The sequence below is a fragment of the Collimonas sp. genome (genome assembly GCF_039923675.1).
GTDB lineage: Bacteria > Pseudomonadota > Gammaproteobacteria > Burkholderiales > Burkholderiaceae_D > Collimonas.
On sequence record NZ_JBDTCG010000052.1, the window covers coordinates 122,513 to 148,203 of the forward strand.

Below are 25,691 nucleotides of genomic sequence, written 5' to 3' on the forward strand. Positions count from 1 at the left end.
TGGGGGCGGATGGCTTAATGCGCATGTTCGGCGGTGCTTTTGCCGAGTTCCGATTTGAGAACGTAACTGCCTTCAGCCGCATAACGCGCGCCTGCCTTCAGCCCCTTGACGATCTCCACTTGCCGGCTGTCTGCACGCCCGGTGGTCACCGGCTGCACCATGAAACCGTCGGCGATACGGACAAACACCACCTGCTTGCCGTCTAGGTCTTGAATCGCTTGCGGTTGCACAGCAACGGCGACCTCGACATCGCTGGAAACCACGTCGACATTGACAAATAATCCCGGACGCCAGGCCATGTCCGGATTGGCCAAGGTGACGCGAGCCTTGGCGGTACGGGTTTGCTCGCCCAGCAACGCGCCTACGTAGGAAATGCTGCCGCTCGCCGTCGATTCAAAGGCGGTGGCGCTGATCTTGACTTTTCCCCCAAGGCGCACCAAGTTCAAATCCTTGGCCGGCACGATAATTTCCGCCCATACGGTGGACAGATCCGAAATGGTGAATATGCTAGCCTCTGCAGCTACCGCCTCGCCCAGCGCAATGTGCTTCTCGGTCACCAGGCCATCGAACGGCGCCCGGATTTCGTAACGGTTGAGCGCGCTGCCGCCGCCGGCGCTTGCGCCGAATACGTTCAGTTTCTGACGCGCGTTCTGCAAAGCGATCTCCGCTTCGTTCATGACCTGGCGCGCTTGCTGATAATCCTGCTCTGCCGATATTTTTTCTTCCCATAGCTTTTTTTCGCGCTCATAGGTGATGCGGGCAAAGCTGTAACGCTTCTGCGCCGCCAGCAATTCGCTGCGTTGTTCCGCCAGGCCGGTACTCGCCACGACCGCCAGCAGTTGCCCGCGCTTGACCTGCTGCCCGAGGTTGACCGCCACCTGCTCCACCACGCCTGCCAGCCGCGGCACCACATGCGCGGTTTTGTCTTCATTGAAACGGATTTCACCCGGCAGCGTAATCGCCGTTCTCACACGTGCCACGCCAGCGCTTTCCAGCTTGACGCCGGAAGCCGCCACCTGGGTTTCACTCAATTCGATCTTGCCTTCTTCCTGCGAAAAGACCGCTTGCAGGTTTTGAGCGCCATATTGCAGCTGGAATGCAGCATCGAATACGTGCGGCTCCGCAATCGCCACGCTGCTCACCAGCGCGCCATTTTGCGGAGCAAAGCTGATGTTCTGCACTTCGCCGTCGGGCCGCGCCAGCGCCAGCGCCAATTTGGCTGCATCCGGCGCCAACGCCTTACCGTCATCGAACAGCCAGGCTTGAAAGCGCGCCTCTCCGACCGCTTCCGCCATAGTCACTTCCAGCGCCAGTTTGTCCTTGGTAAACATTCTGCCGCCATGCGGCCCCTTGCCGGCGGTAGCCGCACCCTCTGCCTTCTCATGATGTTCGCCGTCGGCGTGCTGGTTGGCATGGCCGTGCTTCTCGCTCACCGGCTCGCCGTGATGTTCACCATCGGTATGCGCGGCCGCCTCGCGGTGTGTGCTTTCCTCCTTGCTCTGCCCCACCTCCCGGTCCGCCTGCTTGCTATCGACGACATACAGCCCGCCCGCAATCAGGACGAGAATGGCCGCCACAGTAACGGCAATTGCTTTTCTTTTGCTCAAGTTGATTTTCATGTCGGCTGTTTTACAAAGGGTCGGTTGAGGGAAAAATGCCGACCACGCGTTCTATCTCGGTGGCCGCGCGGTGGGTATCGGCGAGCGCGCGCAGCGCCTGCGATTTGGCCTGGAACAGTACGCGTTGTGCGTCCAGCACTTCCAGGAAACTGAACTTGCCAAGTTCGAAGCCCTTGGTGGCAATCTCGTAGGTGCTTTGCGCAGCGGGCAGGATCTCGATTTGGAAAGCTGTCACTTGCTGACGACCCAGCTTGAGCCGCTCATAGGCGTCGCGCAGCTCGCCATTCAATTTCAGCTGGGCCCCGCGCAGCTCGTCGCGCGCCTTGTCGGCGCGTTGCAAGGCTTCCTGCAGATTGCCTTGATTGCGGTCAAACACGGGGATAGGAATCGACAGACCGAAAATCATCTGGTTTTGCCGGCTTTCTTCCACCCGCTTGCCGCCAATACTGACGGTGACATCCGGAGTGCGGCGGCTGCGTTCAAGCTGCACCAGGGCCTGGCGGCGTTCGACTTCGACCCGGGTTTTGACAAAAGCCGGGGAGTTTTTCAAACGTTCCAGCATGACCGTCAAATCGGGTAGTCCGGGGAGATCGTTGATATGGCCGTCAACAGTGGAAAAGGCTGGTATGGCATCGCCCCAGGTCGCGGCCAGCGCGCGATGGGCAAGATTCAAGCGGCTGTCCGCCTGCTGCAGCTCGACCCGCACGTCGGCTTCCGCGACGCGCGCCTTGATCGCTTCGATAGGCGCCACCTTGCCGGAGGCGACACGTTTTTCCGTGATCTCGCTGGCGCGTTGCGCCAGCCGCAAAGAACTTTGCAACAGTTGCAGACTCTCTTGCGCTTCCAGCGCCGCAAAATAGGCTCCGACCACCATGGCCTGGATATCAGCGCGTTTGGCCAGATAGTCAGCCTGCGCCGCATCGCGGCCCTTTTCCGCCGCCTTGATGCGCGCATCGCGCTGGCCGCCGAGTTCCAGCCTCTGGTTCAGTTGCACGGTAGTGGTCCTGGTCGCCTTGCGGGTATCTTCCAGCAAAGTTGCGATTTCCGGATTAGGCCGCACGCCCGCTTGCACGATTGAGCCCTCTACAGCCTTGACTTCCAGCGCCGCGGCGGCCAATTCCGGATTGCTCTTGAATGCCTGCAGCATCGCTTGCTGTAGCGTCAATTGCCCCGCCAGTTCATCCTTGCTGAGCGGCGGCAGCTTGTAGTTGATAATTGCCGGCGTCTTTGGCGCCAGATCCTGCGCCAAAGACGGTTGCCATACCAGTGCCGCCAAACCGAGCGGCAAGAAAAACTTGTACATAACGACTCCCCCAAAATTCACGCCAGGCGCGACCTGCCGCATGCATCAAGCTCCCGAATACACCGGATCGATTTTCTGGTGCTGCATGCAGCTGGCCAGCGCAGCCGACGGCGCTGCTCTGCCACCCTTGCCGCCGTCCACGGCAAGCCGCGGATATTGCGCATCCGGCACCGACATCTGGCCGGCAGCGCGCGCCTGTTCCAGTTCGCGCAATACTTCGACGCGGGTCTTGCCGGCAACCGGCGCGGACGCCAGGACGCTGCCGGCCACCGCCATGGAGGCGAGAAATACGGTCATCTGTTTGATATGCATGGCAATCTCCAATACGTTAAAAAATCTCTCCCGTGCTTCGACCAGTGCTTTGCGATCAAGACACCGGAGAGCTTGCTGCCGCTACCCGGTTCAGGCGCCGGAATAGATGTTTTTCTTGGGGCTGTCGTTCTTATGATCGTGAGCGGAAGCCTTGCTCTTCTTGCCGTCTGTCTGGGCCGGTTTTTTTTCCACGCTCTTTGCGGTTTCGGCGCCGGCGTTCTGGGTGGCAGGCGCCGGGGACGGGGTCTGCGCCAGCGCGATGCCGGAAGCAGTCAATAAAGCCGCGATGGACAAAAGTTGTTTGGCATTCATATCAATCTCCAAAAAAGTGAAAGGGATTCAACGGCGGCCGTTGCTTGTGCACATGGCCGTATCGTTGAGACAAAGTGTAGAAAGGGAAGGAAAACGGGAACGTGACGCCTGGATTACGCTTTTGTAATCCACAGCCGCGGCTTTATGGAAGATAATCAGGGTTCAACCTCAGACAACAGAAGGGTGATGTATGCGTATCCTGTTGGTAGAAGATGAACCCAAGGCCGGTGAATACCTACGCAAAGGATTGACCGAGTCCGGCTATGTGGTCGATTGGGTGCGGACCGGCACCGATGGCTTGCATTGTGCGACATCGGAAGACTACGACCTGATCGTGCTGGACGTCATGCTGCCCGGCATGGATGGCTGGCTGGTGATACGCGAACTGCGCAAGACCCATTCGACGCCGGTGTTATTCCTGACCGCACGCGATGAAGTCGACGACCGCATCAAGGGCCTGGAACTCGGCGCCGACGATTACCTGGTCAAGCCGTTTGCCTTTGCCGAGCTGGTGGCCCGCATCCGTACCCTGTTGCGGCGTGGACCGATCCGCGAATCCGACACCTTGCAAATCGCCGACATGGAAATCGACGTGATGAAACGCCGCGTCACCCGTAATGGCGAACGGATCGACCTCACCACCAAGGAATTTTCCCTGCTTTACCTGATGGCCAAACGCCAGACCGAAGTCTTGTCGCGCTCGCTGATTGCCTCGCAGGTGTGGGACATGAATTTCGACAGCGATACGAATGTGGTCGACGTCGCCATCCGCCGTCTGCGCATCAAGATCGACGAGCCCTATGCACGGCCATTGATCCATACCGTGCGCGGCATGGGCTACGTGCTGGAGGACCGCGCTTGAAACCATGGGCGCCACGCTCGCTGACGGTTCGCCTGGCCTTGCTGTTTGCACTGGCGACGCTACTCACGTTCAGCCTGGTCGGCAGCTATCTGTACTATTCGCTGGCGCGCCAGCTGGAAAGCCATGACGACCAGGAATTGCTGGGCAAGGTCACGCTGATGCGGCATCTGGTGGGCAAGGCCGGCTCGGTGCAGGCCATCCGCGACGATCCGCATTTGTTCATGGACGCAGCGCTCGGCCACAACGATTTGCTGCTGATCCTGCGCAGCGCAGACGGTGTGCCGCTGCTGGATACGCAACCCGGGGCAGGCAGCCTGCCGCGGTTGCCGTTGACCGCAATCGACCAGACGCCGGACCGGAAATCCAGGAAAAACCTGCGCACCTCCGCCGGCATGCCTGTGCGCGCAACGGCGCTGTGGGGCCTGATCGACCGCACCGGCGAGCAGGTACAGATCATCGTCGCTCACAATGTCAGCGACAGCCAAGCCATGCTCGCCAGCTATCGCCAGCAGATCCTGGGTGCGGCCTTGTCCGGTGCGCTGCTGGCGGCGCTGCTCGGCTACGTGCTGGTGCGGCGCGGCTTGCGTCCGACCCGCCTGATCGCCCAGCAGGCGCATTCGATTACCGCGCAACGGCTGGACCTCGGCCTGGATGTCGCCAGCGCACCGGACGAATTGCAGCAACTGGTGGTGGCGTTTAATAGCATGCTGGATCGCCTGCATGAGAGCTTTCAACGGCTGTCGCAGTTTTCCGCCGACCTGGCGCACGACTTGCGCACCCCGATCAACAACCTGATGGTGCAGACCCAGGTGGCGCTGGCGCAGCCGAGGAGCACGGAAGACTATCAGGGCTTGCTGGTATCGAATGTCGAGGAATATGAACGGCTGGCGCGCATGCTGGACAACATGCTGTTCCTGGCGCGCGCCGACAATGCCCATGTGGCGGTGACACGCGAACAGCTCGACTGTTCCCAGGAATTGCAGCGTATCGCCGACTATTTCGAAGGCGTGGCGGAAGACAGCGGCGTGCGCCTGGACATTTCGGGCACCGGCAATTTGTATGCCGATCCGATGCTGTTGCGGCGGGCGATCGGCAACCTGGTCGCCAACGCCATCCGCTACACCCCGGCAGGACAGGTGATCCGCCTGGAAGCACAGCAGCAGGCGCAAGGCAGCAATATACGGATCAGCAATCCGGGAATCCAGATTGCGGAAGCCGCGATTCCGCGGCTGTTCGATCGCTTCTACCGCGCAGATCCGGCGCGCAGCGATTCCGCCTCGTCGGCCGGCCTCGGCCTCGCCATCGTGCAATCGATCATGAAACTGCATGGCGGCCAGGTTGAACTGAGCCGCTCAGCCGATCAGCAAACCGTGTTCACCTTGTATTTCCCGAACCAGGACGCATAAAAAAACCACGCATGGACAACTGCGTGGTTTCTATTCCGTCCGGGCCAAGAGGCCAGCTTACTTTACTTGCTCAACACCAGCGTTGTCGGCAGGCTGTGCAGGTAGGCGGCAATGTCTTGTACATCCTGGTGCGACAGTGCCTTGGCCTGGCCGCCCATGATGGCGTTGCTGCGGCCGTTAGGACCGTCGCTGCCGCGTTGATAGGAGATCAGGGCATGCTGCAGATAATCCTGAGGCTGACCGGCCAGTTTCGGATAGCTGGGATCGATCGGGGTGTAGAAATCAACCCCATGGCAAGACGCGCATGCGTACTTTTTCACTGCGGCTTCCCCTGCTGCGATATTGCCTGCAGCATGGGCATTCACGAATGCGCTGGTGGAAAGCAGAAACGCCACGCCAGCAAAAATCTTTTTCATTGTGTGGGTCCCTTATTTTTGCTGCGAGTAGTAAGCCGCAATATCCGCCATGTCCTGCTCGGACAGGCTGGCCGCAATACCGCGCATGGTCGGCATCTTGCGGTCGCCTTTTTTATAAGCGATTAATGCATTTTCAATGTATTTCGCCGATTGCCCGCCAAGCATGGGCACTTGATAGACTTCCGGGAAGGTCGCTTTGTAGCCGGGAATGCCGTGGCAGCCGATACACATCGATATCTTGTTTTCCGCTGCCTTGGCGTTGCCGACGACGTCCGCGGCTGCGGCCATGTTGGCAAGGCCCGCAAGCGCGAGCAGTGCAATGAATTTTTTCATAGTAGCTGGGTAATTGTAGCGAAACCGTTTATTCGAAACTGCCACGAATACTGCCTCAAATGCCAGGGGATATACAGCGTGGATAGGCAATATATCGCCTATGCCGCGTCATATACCGCGCAAGCACGGAATAAGGTAGCCCTGCCTGACGCCGACCGCCGTCGCCACCCTACACCAAAACCGGCTAATTTTACCCCAAGAAACATGCATAGTCCACGCCCGCCGATGTCAGGCAGGCGGCAGCAGCCGGGCTCGGGCAAGAGCTCCGGATTACGGGCCTGAAGTCCGGATTTTTAGCGAAAAAGCCGGCTTTTGGCGAGCGTTGCCCGCCGCCGGCTCATTTTGCCGCAAGCATCCAGCGGCCTAGCCGTGACGACTATCGGGATGCCGGCTCGGCGGCGTTGGCTCCACCGATTGCGCCAAGCCGGCCTGCATCGTATCGCCTGACATCGTATCAGGGGCATCGGATTCTGCCTGCCCTTGCGACTTGGTCGCCACAGCTACCGCCACCTCCGGAAACAGGAAAGATCGCGGAGAGGCGCTGAAACGACGCAGCACCGCCCGGAACACCAGCCGTCTGATGCGCGCCGGCACATCGCGCGCGCGCAAGGCCAAAGTCAGCGCACAGGCAAACGAGACCCCGACATTCAACACGCCGATGCTGACGATCCCGGCCAGCGCCAGCCAGAACTGCGGCGTCGCCAGCACGTCCCAGCCGAGGTTGCTGGCGGCGGCAGTCAGGCTGCCGGTAGCCAGCGTCACATGCCGCACATCCAGCGGCAGGCCGAAGAACTGCGCCAGCACCGGCGTCATGCCCAGCAACAGGCCGAGCGAGACATTGCCGGCAATCTGCGCCACATTACGGTCCAGCCAGGCGGCCCAGCGCTCGGCCCGCATCGCGCCCAGCACGTACACCAGGCGGCGCTGATGGGTCAGCGCTTCGCGCAGGCGGCGCAAGGCAAACCAGTTGTCGGCAAAGCCGGACACCAGACTGGACAGCCACAGCAAGATGCCGGTAAAGGCGGCAAACAGGGGCGTCGGTCCGATCACCGACAGGCTGTGCAGGCTGGCGCGCGCATGTTCGGCCGTCATCATGGGCGCATCGGTCGCCAGCAGGATGGCGCCGGAAATCAGCAGCATCGCCGGAATCACGCCCAGCAGGTTACCGAATACGGCAGCCGCCTGCGAGCGCAGCAACTGGGCGATTTCAGTCAGCAAGGCGCGCAAGCCTTCCACCGTATCGAGCTGACCCATCTTGGAAGCCAGCACCGGCGCCGTCACCGCCGGCTGCTTGGTGGCGAGGACGCCGCCGACGGCGGAGATCGCCATGAAGCTGACAGCATAGTTCAGTGATGCAAAAATGCCCTCGAAGAAACGGGCGGCGCCAAGCGCCGACACCATGGATTTGCCGAGCACCGTAAATGCGGTAATGACGCCGCCACGGCCGGCGGCCTTCAGCATCGCCCGGTATTCTTTGCTGTCGCGTGCGATGTAGTGTTCGCCATGGTCGGCATTGCGTTCGACCATCTTGCGCGCCAGCAGCGAAAAACTGCGCTGGACCAGGCCGCGTATCGAAGAGCGTTGATGATGGGCGGCGATCAGGTCGCCCAACAAGGCTTGAATTTGGCCGGCGCCCTGCCCGTCATCCTGGTTGCCGCTGCCGTAGATCATCGAGCGCATATCGATCAGCAGCGCCATGCGCGTCAACTGCGCACGCATCCGCTCGACCCGGTAGACCAGGCTGACCGAAACGCCATGCTCGTCCAGATGGGCATAGATGCGATCGGTCTGCGCCTGGCAGACCGCGATCAGCATGCGTACGCTGCGCATTGCCGCATCATCGCGCGGACTGACGTAAAGATAGGTTTCGAGCTCACGCCGCAACACCATGAACGGGGTTGCCTGCAAGGGCATCTTGGGGTCCAGTTTTTGCCGGAAAGCCTTGCTGATGCCATCCGCCAGCACCATCGCCGCCAGATAAATCAGGGCTTCGTCGATCTGCTGCTGGTAGCTGTGGGCGATGCCGTCATCGGCAATCAGTTTCCAGATTTTCCCCACGCTTTGCCGGTCCAGCGCCAACAGCCAGTCAGCGTCTTCCGGGGTCGGAAACAGCACCGTAAACAACGCCGACAAGTCGGCTTCGAATGGCGGCTTCGGCAACGCCATCTTGACGATGTGCTCGGACAGCTCGCTAAAAAACGCCGGCTCGTGCGGCAGGCCGGTGGCGCAAAACAGTTCCGGCCCGGCGGCTTCGCGCAGGGTTTTCTGCAAGGTTGCCTGCACTACCCGGCGGACGTCGCGGTTACTGTCCAGCCACTCCAGCAGGAATTGCAGACGCTGCCGCCTGAAGCGCAGCCTGGCGTCATCGTCCAGCATGGACACCTTGGGAATATGGCGCAGCCAATGGACGATATCGATAATCCAGTTGGCGCGTTCTTGCCATGCGGCGAATGGATTGGCGCGACGCATCAACGCATCGACTTGCCTGGTGGCGTGCTGGCTGTCTGCCTGATGACGCTCGCCAAGTCGAAACCGGCGCCACATCACCCGCAGGCGGAGAAAGAGAATTTTCATTGGCTATGCTTATCTATAACGGTGGGACATGTTGCCTGATTATTATGACAACTGATTAACGCCTCTAAGTCGGGAGCCGTCGGGCCAGCCAATTGGCCTTCTCGTTTATACTCGACTTTATTTTCTTGCACATGACTACCTACAATGCGATCTGAGACACGTTTTGAAAGTTCCCCCAGCTACGTCGCCACCGACGACCTGAAACTGGCGGTTAACGCCGCGCTGACGCTGCAACGGCCACTGCTGATCAAAGGCGAGCCCGGCACCGGCAAAACCATGCTGGCGGAAGAAGTCGCCGCCGCACTTAACATGCCTTTGATGCAATGGCATATCAAATCGACCACCAAAGCCCAGCAAGGCTTGTACGAATACGATGCCGTGTCGCGCCTCCGTGATTCCCAGCTGGGCGACGCCAGGGTCAAGGACATTCACAACTACATTGTCAAAGGCGTACTGTGGCAGGCGTTCAACGCTGACGAACAAGTGGTGCTGCTGATTGATGAGATCGATAAAGCAGACATCGAGTTCCCCAACGATTTGCTGCGCGAACTCGACCGCATGGAATTTTACGTCTACGAAACACGTGAAATGGTGCGCGCCAAGCATCGGCCGCTGGTGATCATTACCTCGAATAATGAAAAAGAATTGCCGGACGCCTTCTTGCGCCGCTGCTTTTTTCACTACATCAAGTTCCCCGACAAGGCGACCATGCAGGAGATCGTCAATGTCCATTTTCCGAATCTGAAGAAGGATTTGCTGGCGCAGGCGCTGGAAACTTTTTATCAGGTGCGCGACGTGGCCGGCCTGAAAAAGAAGCCATCAACCTCCGAACTGCTGGACTGGCTGAAATTGCTGCTGGCCGAAGACATCCCGCCGGAAGCGCTGCACAGCAGCGACGCCAAAGCCGTGGTGCCGCCTTTGCATGGCGCCCTGTTGAAAAATGAACAAGATGTGCATCTGTTTGAGCGCCTGGTTTTTATGGCTCGGAAGAACAGATAACTGCGACAGATAACCGCGACAAATAGATAAAGCACCTCATGCTGATCGATTTTTTCTTTACCTTGAAAGACGCCAAAGTTCCGGTGTCGATCAAGGAATTCCTGATCCTGCTGGAAGCGCTGCAGAAGAAGGTCATTTCGCCGACGCTGGATAATTTTTATTATCTGGCGCGCACCACGCTGGTCAAGGACGAAGCCCATTTCGACAAGTTCGACCAGGCGTTCGGGCGCTACTTCAAGGGCATCCAGACCATCTTCGAAAAAAATCCAGAAATCCCGCTGGACTGGCTGATGCAGCGCATGAAGCGCGAGCTGTCGCCGGAGCAGTTGGCACAGCTCGAAAAATTCGGCTACGACAAATTGATGGGCCGCCTGAACGAGTTGCTGGAAGAGCAAAAAGGCCGGCACGAAGGCGGCAACAAATGGATAGGCACCGGCGGTACATCGCCTTTCGGCCACGGCGGCACCAATCCGGAAGGCATACGCATCGGCGGCAGCGGCGGTAACCGCACTGCCGTCAAGGTATGGGATGCGCGCGCCTATCGCGACTATGACGACGAGCGAGAACTAGGCACGCGCAACATCAAGGTCGCCCTGCGTCGCTTGCGCAAGTTCGCGCGCGAAGGCATCGCCGAAGAACTGGCGCTGGACGACACCATCCGCGCCACTGCCCACAATGCCGGCTATCTCGACATCAAGATGCGACCGGAGCGCAAGAATAATATCAAGGTGCTGATGCTGATGGATGTCGGCGGCACCATGGATGACCATATCGCCCGCACCGAAGAATTATTCAGTGCGGCGAAGACCGAATTCAAGAACATGGAGTTTTTCTATTTCCACAATTGCGTCTATGATTATATGTGGAAAAACAACCAGCGCCGTCACGCCGAACGCTTCCCGACCTGGGAAATCTTGCGCAAGTACACGCCGGACACCAAGCTGATCTTTGTCGGCGACGCCACCATGAGTCCTTACGAAATCTTGCAGCCCGGCGGTTCGGTCGAATACAACAACGAAGAAGCCGGCGCCGAATGGCTGCAGCGCTTCACCCGGGCGTTCCCGAAGTTCATCTGGCTCAACCCCGAGCCGGAGGGCTTGTGGCAATACCGGCAATCGGTGGAAGTGATCCGGCAACTGATGAGCAACCGCATGTTCCCTGTGACAATGGATGGATTGGAGCGCGGCATGCGCCTGCTCAGCAAATGACAGCCTGCTGCAACACCGTCACTGGCAATTGAACGTTTTATCTGCTCCATCAGGGCGGCACAGGCAGCCGCCCTTTGCCATCTAGTAAACCCGGTCCCGCAACGACAGGAATTTCCCGATCGCCAGCAGGATTTGCGGCTGCTCCAGATGACGGTTCAGAAAACCGTCACAGCCGACCTGGTTTGCCCTTATCTGATCGTAGTCAAAATCCTTGTCAATCAGGAAAACCACGGCGATCCGCGTGCTTGGGTGCTGATGCTTGATCTCCGTGCACAAGTCATAGGGATCGACTTGCGCCAGTTTCGGATTGATCAACACTACTGAAATGCTGAGCCTTGTGTATACCTCGGCGGCTGCATCTGACGTCCCCGCCCATTCAACCGGCACCACATGGTGCGCCAGGGCCAGCGCCAGATCGTCGCGGAAAGTGGATTGATTGTCGATTACCAGGATGCGGTCGCTTCGCGGCTGCTTGCTGCGCATGCGTTCATATTCAAGCGGGTCGGTCAGGTCGAGATCGAGGCGCTCGCGCCGGCGCCGCTCGGGCACAGCGCTCACCAGCGTGGCGTCGGACGGATTCTGCTTGGCCAGCATGATCAAGCGCCGCTCGATCAGGATATCCAAGGCATCGAACAATTTAAGCCAACGGATGGGACGTTCTACGTTCGCAAACGGCAATTCCACATGCGGCGTGCCGACCAGCAAGGCCGGCTGCAAATTATTCGGCTCCATGTCCGCCAGCGTCGCCAGCGCTTTCAGATCGTCGGAATTCACCAGATACAGGTCTGGCTCCTGCAAGCTATCTGCGGATAGGCGAAAATATTGCTTCTGGCGATTTTGCTCGACTGAAAAAGTAGCGTCGAAAATATTGATTTCCCTTGCAGAAAATCCGATGAAACGAATGGCGAATGGTGCGTTATGATTTTTCATTTTTTTATGCCCCCTGTTGCGCGAACCCCGACCGAAGCATAATAGCAGCGTCTTTATTGGGCTTTAATTTTTATCAACATACTGTGCAAAAATAGCAACATTTAATTGCCGACTTCCAATAAAACTAGTGCTAAATCTGCGCTCAGCCTGACGATACGATTCTTGGCAGCTGACCCGATACTGCTCGCAATTACCATGCCTGGCCCCACCTGCCATCACCGCATTTGCACATTGTGCCCAGCCTGACGGCTTTTTCATTAGAATGCGCACAGGATAATAACGAGCAATTCCGAATTTAGTTGCAAATTAACAATATTTTACATTTAACCTGAACCAACTGAATGGCAACCAAAAAACCACCGCAATCTGAATATAGCGAATCATCGATCCGTGTACTGAAGGGCCTGGAGCCGGTCAAGCAACGTCCTGGCATGTACACTCGCACTGAAAATCCGCTGCATATCATTCAGGAAGTGATCGACAACGCCTCGGACGAAGCGCTCGGCGGCTATTGCAAGAATATCCTGGTCACCCTGAATACCGACGGCAGCGTCAGTGTCGAGGATGATGGCCGCGGCATTCCGGTAGGGATGCATCCGGAAGAAAAAGTGCCGACGGTGGAAATCGTGTTCACCCGTTTGCATGCCGGCGGCAAGTTCGACAAGGGCAGCGGTGGCGCTTACTCATTTTCCGGCGGCCTGCACGGCGTCGGCGTGTCGGTCACCAACGCCCTCTCCTCACGCCTGGAAATTACGGTCTGGCGCGCGGATGGCCAAGGCAACGGCGTGCATCACATGGTGTTTGCCGACGGCGACGTGATTGAAAAACTCAAATCGCGTCCGATCGGCAAGGAAGACAACAAGAAAACCGGCACCCGCGTGACCGCCTGGCCGAATCCGAAGTATTTCGATTCGCCCGCCATTTCGCAACCGGAACTGCAACGCCTGCTACGCTCCAAAGCGGTGCTGCTGCCTGGTGTCAAGGTGACGTTGCTGAACGCTAAGACCGGCGACAGCCAGACCTGGCAATATGAACAGGGCTTGCGCGGCTACCTGATGGAATCGCTGGCGCAATCATCAAATGCTGAACCGCTGATCCCCTTGTTCGAAGGCGAGCAATATGCGAATGCCGACGCCGAAGGTTTTGCCGAAGGTGAAGGCGCTGCCTGGGTCGTGGCCTGGACCGAGGATGGCGGGATTGTGCGCGAATCGTATGTCAACCTGATTCCGACTTCGGCTGGCGGCACCCATGAATCGGGCTTGCGCGAAGGCTTGTTCGGCGCTGTCAAAAGCTTCGTCGAAATGCACTCGCTGCTGCCCAAAGGCGTCAAGCTGTTGCCGGAAGACGTGTTTGCGCGTGTTTCCTTCGTCTTGTCCGCCAAGGTGCTCGACCCGCAATTTCAGGGCCAGATCAAGGAGCGCCTGAATTCGCGCGATGCGGTGCGGCTGGTCTCGACTTATACCCGGCCGGCGCTGGAACTGTGGCTGAATCAGCACGTGGAATACGGCAAGAAGCTGGCGGACCTGGTCATCAAGCAAGCCCAGAACCGTTTGCGCTCGGCGCAAAAAGTCGAAAAGAAAAAATCTTCCGGCGTCGCGGTTTTGCCGGGCAAGCTGACCGATTGCGAATCCAGCGATATCACCCGCAACGAGCTGTTCCTGGTCGAGGGCGACTCTGCCGGCGGCTCGGCGAAAATGGGCCGCGACAAGGAATTCCAGGCGATCCTGCCCTTGCGCGGCAAGGTCTTGAACTCCTGGGAAACCGAACGCGACCGCCTGTTCGCCAATAATGAAATCCATGATATCGCTGTCGCCATCGGCGTCGATCCTCATGGCAAAAACGACACCATCGATTTCAGCGGTCTGCGCTACGGCAAGATCTGCATCCTGTCCGATGCGGACGTCGACGGCTCGCATATCCAGGTCTTGTTGCTGACGCTGTTTTTCCGTCACTTCCCGCAATTGATCGACCGCGGCAATATCTGCGTCGCGCGGCCGCCGCTGTATCGGGTCGACGCTCCGGCACGCGGCAAAAAGCCTGCGCAAAAGATATATGCCCTGGATGACGGCGAACTGGAAGCGATCGAAGATAAATTGCGCAAAGACGGCGTCAAGGACACCGCCTGGTCGATCTCGCGCTTCAAAGGCCTGGGTGAAATGAATGCGGAACAGTTGTGGGAAACCACGATGAACCCGGATACCCGCCGTCTGTTGCCGATCACGCTGGGCGGCTTCGATCTGGAAGCATCGGAGAACCGCTTCAACATGTTGATGGGCAAAGGCGAAGCTGCGGCGCGACGGGCCTGGATTGAAGAGCACGGGAACGAGGCCGAAGCGGATATCTGAGGACAGCAGTACATGTCAGGGGATGGCAAGATTGGCAACAATTTTGCCGTTGGCCATCCACATTGGCGAAACGTATTATGATGAGTGCTGTTTTGCGATTCATGACGAAATCACCCGGCTTGTCGGGTTGCCAACGGTCAACTGATCTTTTCCCTTAGCGCGCGCCTGCAGCAGCATGGACAGCCGCCTAATCTAATGTTAATTGCGTACTTGTTTGCGCAAGCACGCCTGGGTTTTATCGCAGTTCATTAACGAACCTGTCTATACAAAGGATATTGCTTTTAATGAAATACCGTAACACCACTCTCTCGAAGCTTGGCCCGCAATAGCAAATGAAGCAGCTTCGCCATCATTTGGGCCAACTCCTCACAGCTACTCTGCTGACGCTCGCACTCATAACCACGGTCAGCACTGCGCGCGCGGATATCTTCGGCTATATCGATGCCGACGGCATGGGCCATTTTTCGACTGAAAAGCTGGATGAGCGTTATCAGTTGTTCATGCGTGGCGACGGTTCTTTCGACTCATCGCAACTCAGCGGCAAGAGCGCAAAACCGCTGGATCCGAAATTGCGCGAAAGCCCGCTGTTTCGCTATCTGTCGCAGCATCCCAACTTGAAAAAATACGAACAGCTGGTGGACCAGGCGGCGCAAGAGTTCGCGCTCGAACCGGCCTTGCTGAAGGCCGTGATGGCAGCCGAATCCGGCTTCAATCCCGGTGCGGTATCGCCTAAAGGCGCGATCGGCCTGATGCAGATCATGCCGGCCACGGCAGAACGTTACGGCCTGACCGGCGACAAAAAAAAGCCGATCGAACAAAAACTGACCGATCCACGCACCAATATCCGCCTCGGCGCACGCCATCTGCGCGATTTGCTGAAACTTTATCCGGCCCGGCAAGAACTCGTCATCGCTTCGTATAATGCCGGCGAAGGCGCGGTGCAAAAGTACAACAACCAGATACCGCCGTATCCGGAAACACGCAATTACGTGCAACTGGTGCGGCAGTTTTATCAACTGTATCAACCCGGACTTGCCTCATCCCGAAACAGCAACGGCGCCAGCCAGACTGGCGTCTTGAGGCGTATCCAGCTGGTGATTCCCGGCCGCCGCAACATGCCGGCCGACCTGATGCCTGCGTCCGCGATGCCTGGCGCCAGCCTGATTCCGCCGGCAGCGTCGCTACCGGCGGCGACAACACCTATAATTGAATAAAACAGCGCGCATAAAAAGTACAATAAGCCCCGCAAGTCATATCGCCCGAACAACTGCCCCAACAACTGCCCGAATAATTCCCGACTCTCCATGACCGACCAAAACGATCTGTTTGCAACACCAGATGCACCAACTCCGGACGCTGAATCTTTAACCCTTGCCACCTTTGCTGAACGCGCTTATCTCGACTATGCGATTTCGGTAGTCAAGGGCCGCGCTTTGCCGGACGTCTCCGATGGCCAGAAGCCGGTGCAGCGCCGCATCCTGTACGCGATGAGCGAACTCGGCTTGAACGCCGCCGCCAAGCCGCGCAAGTCGGCGCTGGTGGTGGGCGATGTACTGGGTAAGCTGCATCCGCATGGCGACCAATCGGTGTACGACGCGCTGGTGCGTATGACCCAGGATTTCTCGCTGCGCTATCCGCTGGTCGACGGCCAGGGCAACTTCGGTTCGCGCGATGGCGACGGCGCCGCGGCGATGCGTTACACCGAAGCGCGCCTGACGCCGATTGCCCGCTTGCTGCTGGAAGAAATCGACATGGGAACAGTCGATTTCCAGCCCAACTACGACGGCTCTACCGAAGAACCGAAATTGCTGCCGGCGCGCCTGCCCTTCGTCTTGTTGAACGGCGCATCGGGTATTGCGGTCGGCCTGGCCACCGAAATCCCTTCGCACAATTTGCAGGAAGTGGCCAAGGCGGCAGTCGCGCTGATCCGCAATCCGGCCTTGAGCCATGCGGAACTGATGCAATTCATTCCCGGCCCGGATTTCCCGGGCGGCGGCCAGATCATTACCTCTGCCACTGCAATCTCGGAGATGTACGAAAGCGGCCGCGGTAGCCTGAAAGTACGCGCCACCTGGAAAATCGAAGACCTGGCGCGCGGCCAATGGCAGGCAGTCGTTACCGAATTGCCGCCGGGCGCTTCTTCGCAAAAAATCCTGGAAGAAATCGAAGAACTGACCAACCCGAAAATCAAGCTCGGCAAGAAAGCCCTGACGCCGGATCAAATCGCGCTGAAGACCTCCATCTTGTCGGTGCTCGATACGGTGCGCGACGAATCCGGACGCGACGCTCCGGTGCGCCTGGTGTTCGAGCCGAAATCGAAAAATCTCGACCAGACCGAATTCATCAACATGCTGTTGGCTCACACTTCGCTGGAAAGCAGCGCCTCGATCAATCTGGTGATGATCGGCGGCGATGGCCGCCCGCGCCAGAAGGGTCTGGGCATGATCTTGCGCGAGTGGATCAGCTTCCGCTTCGTGACCGTTACCCGGCGCTCGCAATTCAAGCTGCAAAAAATCGACGACCGCATCCATATCCTGGAAGGCCGCGAAGCGATCCTGTTGAATATCGACAAGGTGATCAAGCTGATCCGTGAATCGGATGAGCCTAAACCAGCACTGATCGCAGCATTTAATTTGTCCGACCGCCAGGCCGAAGATATTCTTGAAATCCGCTTGCGCCAGCTGGCGCGCCTGGAATCAATCAAGATCCAGCAAGAACTGGCCGAGCTGCGCAACGAAAAAGCCACGCTACAAGACTTGCTCGACAATCCGGCGTCGATGAAGCGCCTTATCATCAAGGAAATCGAAGCCGACCAGAAGCAGTTTGGCGACGCCCGCCGCACCCTGATCGAAGCCGCAGAAAAAGCCGTGGTGGAAACCAAGATCATCGATGAACCGGTGACCGTCATCATTTCGCAAAAGGGCTGGATACGGGCGCGTACCGGCCACGGGCATGACGCCGGCCAGTTCGGCTTCAAGGCCGGCGATGCCTTGTACGGCGCCTTCGAATGCCGCACGGTCGACAACCTGTTGACCTTCGGTTCGAATGGCCGTATTTATTCAGTCTCGGTAGCAACCCTGCCCAACGCCCGCGGCGACGGCGTCCCGATCACTACCCTGATCGACCTCGCCAACGGCAGCAGCGTGCTGCACTATTTCGCAGGACCGCTTGACACTACCCTGCTGCTGGCAAGTTCCGGCGGCTATGGCTTCACGGCCAAGCTCGTCGACATGCTGAGCCGGGTCAAGGCTGGCAAAGCCTATGTCACGCTGGATGCGGGCGACCTGCCTTTGCCGCCACAACCATTGGGCAGCACTGCCAGTGCGATTGCCTGCCTCTCGGAAAAAAGCCGTTTGCTGGTATTCGGCTTGGACGAGTGTAAAACGCTAAGTAACGGCGGCCGCGGCGTGATCCTGATGGAACTGGAAGCCAACGAAAAACTGCTGGCGGCGCAACCGATCAGCCAGCGCGGCGTGCTTGTCACCGGTGTTGGCCGTGGCGGCAAAGCGCAACAGGTGCTGCTGTCGGCATCAGGCCTGGCGCCGCATATCGGCAAGCGGGCGCGTAAAGGGAAAGTGCTGGAATCGAAACTGAAGCCCGCAACTTTAGCGCCGGTGACGCCATAGTCTTGTAACCACAAAGCAGCCGATTTCAGGCTGCGCCGTCAAAACTGGGGTCGGAGTCGAATTATCAATTATTCAACTCTGACCCCAATTGTTTTTGGGCTCGATACTATTATTGGGGCAAAAATGGCTTGGCTATTCATCCTTGATTTCAACGTTATTCAGTGAAAGCTTAAACAAGACGACCGCTCTTTCACGGGAAATGTGGCCTCCCTCTGCTTGTTTTCAATTCAACCAATCTTGCAACGCATTCTGGGCATATACTTTAATATATCTCAAACATAGAATATACTTTGGTATCTATCGCTTCAGGACCGATGCCATGAGCCAAATTGCCAAACTGTTTACCAATGGCCGCAGCCAGGCAGTGCGCCTGCCGCTTGCCTATCGCTTTGACACCAAGGAAGTATTCATCCACAAGGATCCGCATACCGGCGATGTGATTTTGTCTCGCAAGCCGCCAGACTGGGATGGTTTCTTCAGCACACTCAAGGATTCGGACGTGCCGGCAGATTTTCTGGGTGAGGAAGAGCGCGCCCAAGGCATGCAAAATCGCGACCCCCTTGAAGGCGCCGAATGACGCAATATATGCTCGACACCAACACGGTCAGCCATCTGCTTAAGGGACATCCGCTGGTCGCTGCCCGTATCCTGGCGGTGCCGATGGCGTCCTTATGCATCTCCGCGATTACTAAAGGCGAGCTGTTGTTTGGATTGGCGAAGCGGCCTGAGGCCAAACGCTTGCATCTGTCAGTGACGGAGTTTCTGCGGCGCGTGGATGTATTGTCCTGGGATGGCGCAGTCGCGGAAGAGTATGGCGCAGTACGGGCCGGCCTGGAACGGCAGGGTAAGACGCTTGGAGCGCTCGATCTGCAGATTGCGGCCCACGCCTTGAGCGCCAAAGCAGTTTTAGTGAGTAACGACCGGGCTTTCAGCCAGGTCGCACAACTTCATCTTGAAGACTGGACCCAGTAACTCAAGCGCACAAGCTGCGCAATTCGGCGGCAAAACGCTCCACGGTTTCTTGTTGAGTATCCCACGCACACATTAGACGGCAGCCGCCGGCGCCAATAAATTGATAGAACCTCCAGCCACGAGCCCGCATTGCTGCGGCCGCCCGGTCCGGTAGCTCGGCAAAGACCGCGTTCGCCTGCGGTTCAAACAACACCTTCACGCCTGCGATGTCCAGCAAGCGCTGGTGCAATAGCCGGGCCATGGCGTTGGCATGGCGGGCATTGCGCAACCAGACGTCGTTGTCCAGCAAACCCAGCCACGGCGCTGAAATGAAGCGCATCTTGGAAGCCAGCTGGCCGGCTTGCTTGACGCGGTAGGCAAAGTCCTCGGCCAGCCACTTGTCGAAGAACACCACGATCTCGCCCACCGGCAAGCCGTTCTTGGTGCCGCCGAAGCACAAGACATCAACGCCGGCGCGCCAGGTGATTTCAGAGGGATGGACATCCAGTGCTGCGACCGCATTGGCGAAACGCGCGCCATCCATGTGGACCCGCAACTGGCGGCGCTTGGCGATGGCCGCAATCGCCCGGACTTCTTCCACCGTGTAGACAGTGCCGACTTCGGTCGATTGCGTGATGCTGACTACCTTCGGCCGCGGGTAATGGATATCGGAACGCTTGGTCACCAGCGCTTCGATCGCATCCGGCGTCAACTTACCGTTTTCGCCCTTGACCGTCAGCAGTTTTGAACCGTTGGAAAAGAACTCCGGACCGCCGCATTCGTCGGTTTCGATATGCGCCAGCTCATGGCAGATCACCGAGTGATAAGACTGGCACAGGGATGCCAGCGCCAGCGAGTTGGCAGCGGTGCCGTTGAACACGAAGAAGACGTCGCAATCGGTCTGGAACAGATCGCGTACGCGGTCGCATACGCGCTGAGTCCAAGCGTCGTCGCCATACGACGGCTCGTGGCCGCTATCGTTGCTCTTGAGCAGATACTCAAGCGCTTCGGGGCAAATGCCTGCCTGGTTATCGGAGGCGAAATGTTGCAAAGACGACGACACGAGCGTTTGCATAGACGATAAAGGCCTTAGAGTTTCGCAGCGATCAGCTTACCCAGCTTCTCGATCCCTTCGCGGATCTTTGCAGGCGGCACAGTGACGAAGCTCAAGCGCAAGGTGTGCTGTTCCGGCGTATTGCCATAGAACGGTCCGCCCGGCACGAACGCCACATGCTGTTCGACCGCTTCGGCCAGCAACTTGGTGCTATCGATATGCTTGGGCAAGGTGACCCAGATGAACATGCCACCTTCTGGCTTGGTCCAGCTGACGCCGGCCGGGAAGTAGGCTTGCAGCGCATCCAGCATGGCGTCGCACTGGTCCGAATACAGTTTGCGGATGGTCGGGATATGCTGGTCGAGGAAGCCGTCCTTGATGGTTTCGTACACCACCATTTGCGTCAGCTGCGAAGTGTGCAGATCGGTCGCTTGCTTGGCCTGCTCCATTTTTTCGATCAGCGGACGCGGCGCTACCACGTAGCCGAGGCGTATTCCCGGCGTCAGGATCTTGGAGAAAGAACCCATGTAGATCACACCGCCCGGATTCATGCTGAGCATCTTCGGCAGCGGTTCGGCGCGATAGCTGAGGGCACCGTATGGATCGTCCTCGATCAGCGGCAGGCCGAGCTGGGCACAGATATTCACCAGCGCCTGGCGACGTTCCACCGTCAACGTCCGTCCGGTCGGATTCTGGAAGTTCGGCAAGGCGTACAGCATGCGCGCGCCCTGCCCCAATGTCGCCACGGTTTCCGGGATCAGGCCGCCGTCATCGCTAGGCACCGAAACGAATTCCGGACCATAAAGTGAAAATGCTTGCAAGGCGCCCAGGTAGCTTGGCGTCTCAACCAGTACTTTGCTGCCTTCATCGATCAATACCTTGCCCAGCAGGTCCAGGCCTTGCTGCGAACCGGAAGTCATCATGACCTGGTTCGGCAAGATCTTGGCGCCGTCGGTCGACAGTGAATTGGCCACCCACTCGCGCAGCGGTCCGTAGCCGTCGGTCGGGCCGTATTGCAAAGCGATCTTGCCTTGCAACGACAAGACCTTGTCGAACGCGACCTTCAACTGCTCGATAGGAAAAGTCGCCGGCGACGGTAGGCCACCGGCGAAGGAAATGATTTCCGGACGCATGGTGATCTTCAGGATTTCACGGATAGCCGAGCTTTGCAGCTTCTGCGCGCGCTCCGAGAAACGCCATTGCAGCGGAGTTGGGTTTTCAATTTTCATACGATTCTCTTCAAGTGATCTTATATTCTGGAAGGCCGCCGCCATGGCGGTAGCCTTGGGATTTTTTTATGATCTGCCGTCTCCTGGGCCGGCAGCGGTTTTAGCGCTGCCAGAACTGCGAGGACTATTCGATTTCAGCAATCATTTCGATTTCTACGCAGGCGCCCAACGGCAGCTGTGCCACACCGAATGCGGAGCGGGCATGCTTGCCCTGCTCGCCAAACACTTCGCCGATCAGTTCCGAGGCGCCGTTGGTCACAAGGTGCTGCTCGGTAAAGTCAGGCGTTGAATTCACCAGACTCATCAGCTTGACGACGCGTTTGACGCGCAACAGATCGCCGCCGCAAGCGGCTTGCAAAGTAGCGATCAGATCAACCGCAATACCGCGCGCGGCTTGCTTGGCTTCTTCGGTAGTGATGTCCTTGCCTAGTTGGCCGACCCAGATCTTGCCGTCTTTTTTGGACAGATGACCGGACAGGTAAACCGTGTTGCCGCTTTGGGCGTACATCACGTAAGCGGCCGCAGGTGCAGCAACGGCAGGCAACGTGATATTCAGGGCTTGCAACTTTTCATATACAGACATCTGACACTCCGAAAAATATAATCATTTGCCAACGCTTGTGACGCCAGCAGCAATGATAGGGTAAATGGGATAACACCGGAGGACGGTCAGTACCTGTGCCCCGGGAAGCTAACAATTATCTCACCCCTGCGCGCACTTGGCGACCAGGGCGGCGTTATATTTTGCCATCCAATTTTTATCGGAATATCAGGCTGGCTGACGCCGTACCGCCATGTTGCGGCCGAATCCGACCACAATCAGCACCGCCAGCGCAAACAGCATGTTGCGCCCTTCCAGCGCCTCGCCCAGGATCAACGCCGCGCCTAGCAGGGTCAGAAACGGCTGTAATAGTTGCATTTGACCAACTCTGGCTATCCCGCCCAGCGCCAGCCCCTTGTACCAAAAGAAGAAGCCGATAAACATCGAGAACAGCGAAACGTAGGCAAAACCCAGCCAGGCCTTGGGCGAGGCGCTGATACCGTAGCGCCAGCCCAGCCAGACGGTTATCGGCAGCACGAGCGGCAACGACAGCAGTAGCGCCCAGGCGATCACTTGCTGACCGCCCATGGTCTGCGACAGGCGGCCGCCTTCCGCGTAACCCGTCGCTGCCGCCAGCACCGCAGCCAGCAGCGCCAGATCGGCAAGCTGCAATCTGCCACCGCTCTGGTTTACTGCAAAAACCACAACGATGCCACTACCAACGACGGCTGCAATCCAGAACCCCGGCGATGGCCGCTCGCCAAACCGCAAGGCGCCGAACATGGCGGTAGCCAGAGGCAAGATGCCGAGCACGATAGCGCCGTGCGCAGCCGGTACGTAGCGCATCGCCACCGAAGAAAACACAGGAAAACCGACCACCACGCCAAGCGCCGTTATCGCCAGTGATTTCCATTGCGCACCGGTGGGCCGGGCAGCTTTGATTTTCCATAGCAGCAAAATCGAACACAGCGCTGCGACTACCGCCCGGCCGAAGGCGACAAACACCGGGTTCAGTTCCGCCACCGCCATTCGTGTAAACGGCAGCGTCAGGCTGAATATCGCGACCCCGGCCAAACCCAGCCACATACCCTTCGATTCGTCTGTCATGTCGCCTGTCTTAGAGATATTTATCGGATCGATGGTGCGATCAAAGCCAGATCGAGACCGCTGAGTAAATGGTCAGCACCACCATTACGGCACAGAAGGTGCGCTGCCACAAAGGTTGCGCCAGATAGCGCCGCAGCACCGAGCCGGCGGCGGCCCAGACGCCGACGCATGGCAGGTTGATCACCGAAAAAATCACGCAATACAGGCCGATCGACAACCAGATCGGCTGCAGCGGCGGCAGGAATGCCGAGGCGCTGGTGATCGCCATGATCCAGGCTTTCGGATTTGCGGCCTGGAAGATCGCCGCGCCAAAGAAGGTCATCGGTTTGTGGCCGCTTTCCACCTCGGATTTGAAAGACATGTTGCGCAGTTTCCAGGCCAGGTATAGCAGGTAGGCCGAACCCAGGGTCTTGAGGATGACGTGAATCGAGGGCAACGCCAGCACCAGGCTGCCGATGCCCGCCGCGCACAGCACCAGCATTACGCCAAAGCCAAAGGTCACGCCGAGCATGTGCGGAATCGTGCGGTTGAAGCCGAACATGATGCCGGATGAAGTCAGCATGATGTTGTTCGGCCCCGGCGTGATCGACGACACGAAGGCAAATACGGCCAGCGGCAGCAAGGCTTCCAGCATCATGAGACGCTCGTGGCAGGATGAAAACCAGGCCCGCGCAAACGCGCCAGCATGACGCGCAACAAGCTGGTGGCGCCGCGTTGCGACTGGCCGGTCAACGTGATGCGGCTATGACCCGGATCGGCCTCAACCACCACCATCCGGCCTGGCAGCAAGGTCAGCGAGCGCCCGGCGTGTAGCCAATGGTCTTCCGGCTGCCCTTCAAAGGTGACCCAGACGCGGCCGCTGACCACTTTCAGGATCAAATGCTGTTCGGTGACGCCGGACAGCACTTTGCCGCCCGACAAAGTATGGGATTGTTGCTTGAATAGCGTTTGCATGGTGAACTCGCTTCCGGATTTGCAGCATAAAGGATTTAGGTCTATGCTAAGCCAATAAACCAATACAGTACCAATACACTTTACCAAGTAATTCCTGATATTGTCCCGGCTAAATTACCAATACAGAAATCAGCACAGTGACCAATACAATCCTTCCCCGCAAACTGAACAGCGACCAGCTTCCATCTGCGCCGCAACCGCTGTCACGCGATAGCGACACATCGCTGGTCGAGCAGATCGTGCGCAGCATCGAAACGCGCATCAACGACCGCCTGTTGCGCACCGGCGCCCGCATGCCGTCGATCCGCCAGTTTGCCGACAGCCATACTGTGTCGCGCTTCACCGTGGTTGAAGCCTACGACCGGCTGGTGGCCAAGGGTTGCCTGGAATCGCGCCGCGGCTCTGGCTTCTATGTGCGCGAACGCTCGCCGTTGCTGGCCGAGCGCGGCAGCAATGCCTCCAGCGACAAGCAGCCGCAACTGATCGATGTAGTCTGGCTGGTGCGCAACATGCACCAGCAGGCGCCGAACAAGACCATGCCCGGCTCCGGTATGTTCCCCAGCGATTGGCTGGATGGCGAACTGATCGCCAACGCCTTGCGCGGCATCAGCCGGCAAAGTCCGGCGCAACTGCTGTCGTACGGCACACCACAGGGCTTCTTGCCGCTGCGCCAGCAATTGCAGTTGAAAATGGCAGAGCTGGAAATCGCGGCGACGCCGGAACAGTTCGTCACCACCACCGGCGTCACCCAGGCGCTTGATCTGGTGGCGCGTCACTTTACCCAGCCCGGCGATGTGATTTTTGTCGACGATCCGTCCTGGTTCCTGATGTTCGCCTCGTTCGCCGCGCTGGGCGCCAAAGTGGTTGGCGTACCGCGCTTGGCCGACGGCCCGGATATGGTCAAGCTGGCCGAACTGGCGGCGCTGCACAAGCCCAAACTATATGTGCTGGTGTCCGTGCTGCACAATCCGACCTCGACCTCGCTGTCGGCAGCCAAGGCGTTCCAGATTCTCAAGCTGGCCGAAGAGCACGATTTCATGATCGTCGAGGATGATATCTATTGCGACATGCATCCCGGTTCCGCGATCCAGCCGGCCACGCGCATCGCCGCGCTGGACCAGCTCAATCGCGTGATCTACATGGGTGGCTTTTCCAAGACGCTCTCGCCCAACCTGCGCTCCGGCTTCATCGCCACCTCGCTCGAACTGGCGCAGCATTTTGCCGACCGCAAGATGCTGACCAACCTGACCAGCGCCGAAATCGGCGAACGGATAGTGTACAAAATCCTGTCCGAAGGCCATTACCGCAAGCACCTGGACCGTCTGCGCAACAAGCTCGACAGCGTGCGCGACCGTACCATTCGGCAGATGGAAAGGATCGGCATGACGGTCGACATCAGCACGCCGGCCGGCATCTTTGTCTGGGTCGACACAGGGCGCGACACCAATGTGATGGCGGAAAAAGCCCTGGCCGAGGGTTACCTGCTGGCGCCCGGCGCCCTGTTCTCCCCCAGTCAGTTGCCGTCGTCACGGATGCGGATTAACGTGGCAGCGATGTCGGATCCGGCCGTCTGGCGCTTCCTGGAACAGGAGTGTGGCAAATAAGGCAAG

At 58.4% G+C, this 25,691-nt stretch carries 24 protein-coding genes; 10 read left to right on the forward strand and 14 right to left on the reverse strand.

Annotated elements, in window-relative coordinates; translation table 11 throughout:
* Positions 1-14: 14 nt before the first annotated feature.
* From ABI171_RS10170 to ABI171_RS10185, 4 genes are all read right to left on the reverse strand, one after another.
* Positions 15-1,607: an efflux RND transporter periplasmic adaptor subunit gene (locus tag ABI171_RS10170; protein ID WP_348092441.1), complete on the reverse strand. Its 1,593-nt coding sequence runs from the start codon at positions 1,605-1,607 to the stop codon at positions 15-17.
* Positions 1,608-1,629: 22 nt separating this feature from the next.
* Positions 1,630-2,922 carry a TolC family protein gene (locus ABI171_RS10175; RefSeq protein WP_348092442.1) on the reverse strand — a complete coding sequence of 431 codons (1,293 nt, stop codon included), beginning with the start codon at positions 2,920-2,922 and terminating at the stop codon, positions 1,630-1,632.
* Between the two features lie 45 nt (positions 2,923-2,967).
* Positions 2,968-3,234, reverse strand: coding sequence for a DUF4148 domain-containing protein (locus ABI171_RS10180; protein ID WP_348092443.1), 267 nt, complete (start codon positions 3,232-3,234; stop codon positions 2,968-2,970).
* Positions 3,235-3,324: 90 nt separating this feature from the next.
* Positions 3,325-3,546, reverse strand: a complete 222-nt coding sequence (locus ABI171_RS10185) for a hypothetical protein (protein ID WP_348092444.1) — start codon at positions 3,544-3,546, stop codon at positions 3,325-3,327.
* A gap of 190 nt (positions 3,547-3,736) precedes the next feature.
* On the opposite strand from ABI171_RS10185, the gene ABI171_RS10190 reads away from it, so the two are divergent.
* Together ABI171_RS10190 and ABI171_RS10195 are read left to right on the forward strand one after the other, a co-directional pair.
* Positions 3,737-4,408, forward strand: coding sequence for a heavy metal response regulator transcription factor (locus ABI171_RS10190; protein WP_348092445.1), 672 nt, complete (start codon positions 3,737-3,739; stop codon positions 4,406-4,408).
* Positions 4,405-5,814, forward strand: a complete 1,410-nt coding sequence (locus tag ABI171_RS10195; RefSeq protein ID WP_348092446.1) for a heavy metal sensor histidine kinase — start codon at positions 4,405-4,407, stop codon at positions 5,812-5,814. Before ABI171_RS10190 ends, ABI171_RS10195 begins: the two co-directional genes overlap by 4 nt.
* 62 nt (positions 5,815-5,876) lie before the next feature.
* On the opposite strand, the gene ABI171_RS10200 is transcribed toward ABI171_RS10195, so the two are convergent.
* From ABI171_RS10200 to ABI171_RS10210, 3 genes are all read right to left on the reverse strand, one after another.
* Complete coding sequence (locus ABI171_RS10200) at positions 5,877-6,230, reverse strand: cytochrome c (protein WP_348092447.1); 354 nt, start codon at positions 6,228-6,230, stop codon at positions 5,877-5,879.
* Between the two features lie 12 nt (positions 6,231-6,242).
* On the reverse strand, positions 6,243-6,563 hold the full coding sequence (locus tag ABI171_RS10205) for a cytochrome c (RefSeq protein WP_348092518.1): 321 nt from the start codon (positions 6,561-6,563) through the stop codon (positions 6,243-6,245).
* Positions 6,564-6,926: 363 nt separating this feature from the next.
* Entirely contained in the window at positions 6,927-9,137 is a 2,211-nt protein-coding gene (locus ABI171_RS10210; RefSeq protein ID WP_348092448.1) for a site-specific recombinase, read from the reverse strand.
* Positions 9,138-9,281: 144 nt separating this feature from the next.
* Here ABI171_RS10210 and ABI171_RS10215 point away from each other — a divergent pair, with 144 nt between their 5' ends.
* Together ABI171_RS10215 and ABI171_RS10220 are read left to right on the forward strand one after the other, a co-directional pair.
* A complete protein-coding gene (locus ABI171_RS10215; protein WP_038488191.1) occupies positions 9,282-10,136 on the forward strand; it encodes a MoxR family ATPase in 855 nt (284 codons plus the stop codon).
* A 38-nt stretch (positions 10,137-10,174) separates the two neighbouring features.
* A complete protein-coding gene (locus ABI171_RS10220) occupies positions 10,175-11,344 on the forward strand; it encodes a VWA domain-containing protein (protein ID WP_348092449.1) in 1,170 nt (389 codons plus the stop codon).
* An 81-nt stretch (positions 11,345-11,425) separates the two neighbouring features.
* Here the strand turns inward: ABI171_RS10220 and ABI171_RS10225 are convergent, their stop codons facing one another.
* On the reverse strand, positions 11,426-12,274 hold the full coding sequence (locus ABI171_RS10225) for a response regulator (protein ID WP_348092450.1): 849 nt from the start codon (positions 12,272-12,274) through the stop codon (positions 11,426-11,428).
* A gap of 341 nt (positions 12,275-12,615) precedes the next feature.
* On the opposite strand from ABI171_RS10225, the gene ABI171_RS10230 reads away from it, so the two are divergent.
* From ABI171_RS10230 to ABI171_RS10250, 5 genes are all read left to right on the forward strand, one after another.
* Positions 12,616-14,619, forward strand: a complete 2,004-nt coding sequence (locus ABI171_RS10230) for a DNA topoisomerase IV subunit B (RefSeq protein WP_348092451.1) — start codon at positions 12,616-12,618, stop codon at positions 14,617-14,619.
* 332 nt (positions 14,620-14,951) lie between these two features.
* Entirely contained in the window at positions 14,952-15,833 is an 882-nt protein-coding gene (locus tag ABI171_RS10235; RefSeq protein WP_348092452.1) for a lytic transglycosylase domain-containing protein, read from the forward strand.
* Positions 15,834-15,923: 90 nt separating this feature from the next.
* Positions 15,924-18,245 (forward strand): DNA topoisomerase IV subunit A, encoded by a 2,322-nt coding sequence (gene parC, locus ABI171_RS10240; protein WP_348092453.1) that lies wholly within the window; start codon positions 15,924-15,926, stop codon positions 18,243-18,245.
* A gap of 319 nt (positions 18,246-18,564) precedes the next feature.
* Positions 18,565-18,822, forward strand: coding sequence for an AbrB/MazE/SpoVT family DNA-binding domain-containing protein (locus ABI171_RS10245; protein WP_348092454.1), 258 nt, complete (start codon positions 18,565-18,567; stop codon positions 18,820-18,822).
* Complete coding sequence (locus ABI171_RS10250; protein WP_348092455.1) at positions 18,819-19,217, forward strand: type II toxin-antitoxin system VapC family toxin; 399 nt, start codon at positions 18,819-18,821, stop codon at positions 19,215-19,217. Before ABI171_RS10245 ends, ABI171_RS10250 begins: the two co-directional genes overlap by 4 nt.
* Position 19,218: 1 nt before the next feature.
* On the opposite strand, the gene ABI171_RS10255 is transcribed toward ABI171_RS10250, so the two are convergent.
* The 6 genes from ABI171_RS10255 to ABI171_RS10280 form a co-directional block, all read right to left on the reverse strand.
* The gene (locus tag ABI171_RS10255; RefSeq protein WP_348092519.1) at positions 19,219-20,247 is read right to left on the reverse strand and encodes a low specificity L-threonine aldolase; all 1,029 of its coding nucleotides are present in this window, start codon (positions 20,245-20,247) and stop codon (positions 19,219-19,221) included.
* A gap of 38 nt (positions 20,248-20,285) precedes the next feature.
* Positions 20,286-21,479: a PLP-dependent aminotransferase family protein gene (locus ABI171_RS10260; RefSeq protein ID WP_348092456.1), complete on the reverse strand. Its 1,194-nt coding sequence runs from the start codon at positions 21,477-21,479 to the stop codon at positions 20,286-20,288.
* Between the two features lie 124 nt (positions 21,480-21,603).
* On the reverse strand, positions 21,604-22,062 hold the full coding sequence (locus ABI171_RS10265) for a RidA family protein (RefSeq protein WP_038488171.1): 459 nt from the start codon (positions 22,060-22,062) through the stop codon (positions 21,604-21,606).
* Positions 22,063-22,248: 186 nt separating this feature from the next.
* Positions 22,249-23,127 (reverse strand): DMT family transporter, encoded by an 879-nt coding sequence (locus tag ABI171_RS10270; protein WP_348092457.1) that lies wholly within the window; start codon positions 23,125-23,127, stop codon positions 22,249-22,251.
* Positions 23,128-23,167: 40 nt separating this feature from the next.
* Positions 23,168-23,761, reverse strand: a complete 594-nt coding sequence (locus ABI171_RS10275; protein WP_348092520.1) for a LysE family translocator — start codon at positions 23,759-23,761, stop codon at positions 23,168-23,170.
* Positions 23,761-24,081, reverse strand: a complete 321-nt coding sequence (locus ABI171_RS10280) for a DUF2917 domain-containing protein (RefSeq protein ID WP_348092458.1) — start codon at positions 24,079-24,081, stop codon at positions 23,761-23,763. The genes ABI171_RS10275 and ABI171_RS10280 overlap by 1 nt, the downstream gene beginning before the upstream one ends.
* Positions 24,082-24,230: 149 nt before the next feature.
* On the opposite strand from ABI171_RS10280, the gene ABI171_RS10285 reads away from it, so the two are divergent.
* Positions 24,231-25,685 (forward strand): PLP-dependent aminotransferase family protein, encoded by a 1,455-nt coding sequence (locus tag ABI171_RS10285; protein WP_348092521.1) that lies wholly within the window; start codon positions 24,231-24,233, stop codon positions 25,683-25,685.
* The last annotated feature ends 6 nt before the right edge of the window (positions 25,686-25,691 follow it).

Excerpts from the sequence above, each read along its gene's own strand:
- ABI171_RS10225 (WP_348092450.1), bottom strand. The coding sequence starts at position 12,274 with ATGAAAAATCATAACGCACCATTCGCCATTCGTTTCATCGGATTTTCT.
- ABI171_RS10220 (WP_348092449.1), top strand. The coding sequence starts at position 10,175 with ATGCTGATCGATTTTTTCTTTACCTTGAAAGACGCCAAAGTTCCGGTG.
- ABI171_RS10180 (WP_348092443.1), bottom strand. The coding sequence starts at position 3,234 with ATGCATATCAAACAGATGACCGTATTTCTCGCCTCCATGGCGGTGGCC.
- ABI171_RS10270 (WP_348092457.1), bottom strand. The coding sequence starts at position 23,127 with ATGACAGACGAATCGAAGGGTATGTGGCTGGGTTTGGCCGGGGTCGCG.
- ABI171_RS10185 (WP_348092444.1), bottom strand. The coding sequence starts at position 3,546 with ATGAATGCCAAACAACTTTTGTCCATCGCGGCTTTATTGACTGCTTCC.
- ABI171_RS10175 (WP_348092442.1), bottom strand. The coding sequence starts at position 2,922 with ATGTACAAGTTTTTCTTGCCGCTCGGTTTGGCGGCACTGGTATGGCAA.
- ABI171_RS10275 (WP_348092520.1), bottom strand. The coding sequence starts at position 23,761 with ATGCTGGAAGCCTTGCTGCCGCTGGCCGTATTTGCCTTCGTGTCGTCG.
- ABI171_RS10205 (WP_348092518.1), bottom strand. The coding sequence starts at position 6,563 with ATGAAAAAATTCATTGCACTGCTCGCGCTTGCGGGCCTTGCCAACATG.
- ABI171_RS10250 (WP_348092455.1), top strand. The coding sequence starts at position 18,819 with ATGACGCAATATATGCTCGACACCAACACGGTCAGCCATCTGCTTAAG.
- ABI171_RS10265 (WP_038488171.1), bottom strand. The coding sequence starts at position 22,062 with ATGTCTGTATATGAAAAGTTGCAAGCCCTGAATATCACGTTGCCTGCC.
- ABI171_RS10190 (WP_348092445.1), top strand. The coding sequence starts at position 3,737 with ATGCGTATCCTGTTGGTAGAAGATGAACCCAAGGCCGGTGAATACCTA.
- ABI171_RS10280 (WP_348092458.1), bottom strand. The coding sequence starts at position 24,081 with ATGCAAACGCTATTCAAGCAACAATCCCATACTTTGTCGGGCGGCAAA.
- ABI171_RS10260 (WP_348092456.1), bottom strand. The coding sequence starts at position 21,479 with ATGAAAATTGAAAACCCAACTCCGCTGCAATGGCGTTTCTCGGAGCGC.
- parC (WP_348092453.1), top strand. The coding sequence starts at position 15,924 with ATGACCGACCAAAACGATCTGTTTGCAACACCAGATGCACCAACTCCG.
- ABI171_RS10235 (WP_348092452.1), top strand. The coding sequence starts at position 14,952 with ATGAAGCAGCTTCGCCATCATTTGGGCCAACTCCTCACAGCTACTCTG.
- ABI171_RS10200 (WP_348092447.1), bottom strand. The coding sequence starts at position 6,230 with ATGAAAAAGATTTTTGCTGGCGTGGCGTTTCTGCTTTCCACCAGCGCA.
- ABI171_RS10215 (WP_038488191.1), top strand. The coding sequence starts at position 9,282 with ATGCGATCTGAGACACGTTTTGAAAGTTCCCCCAGCTACGTCGCCACC.
- ABI171_RS10245 (WP_348092454.1), top strand. The coding sequence starts at position 18,565 with ATGAGCCAAATTGCCAAACTGTTTACCAATGGCCGCAGCCAGGCAGTG.
- ABI171_RS10210 (WP_348092448.1), bottom strand. The coding sequence starts at position 9,137 with ATGAAAATTCTCTTTCTCCGCCTGCGGGTGATGTGGCGCCGGTTTCGA.
- ABI171_RS10230 (WP_348092451.1), top strand. The coding sequence starts at position 12,616 with ATGGCAACCAAAAAACCACCGCAATCTGAATATAGCGAATCATCGATC.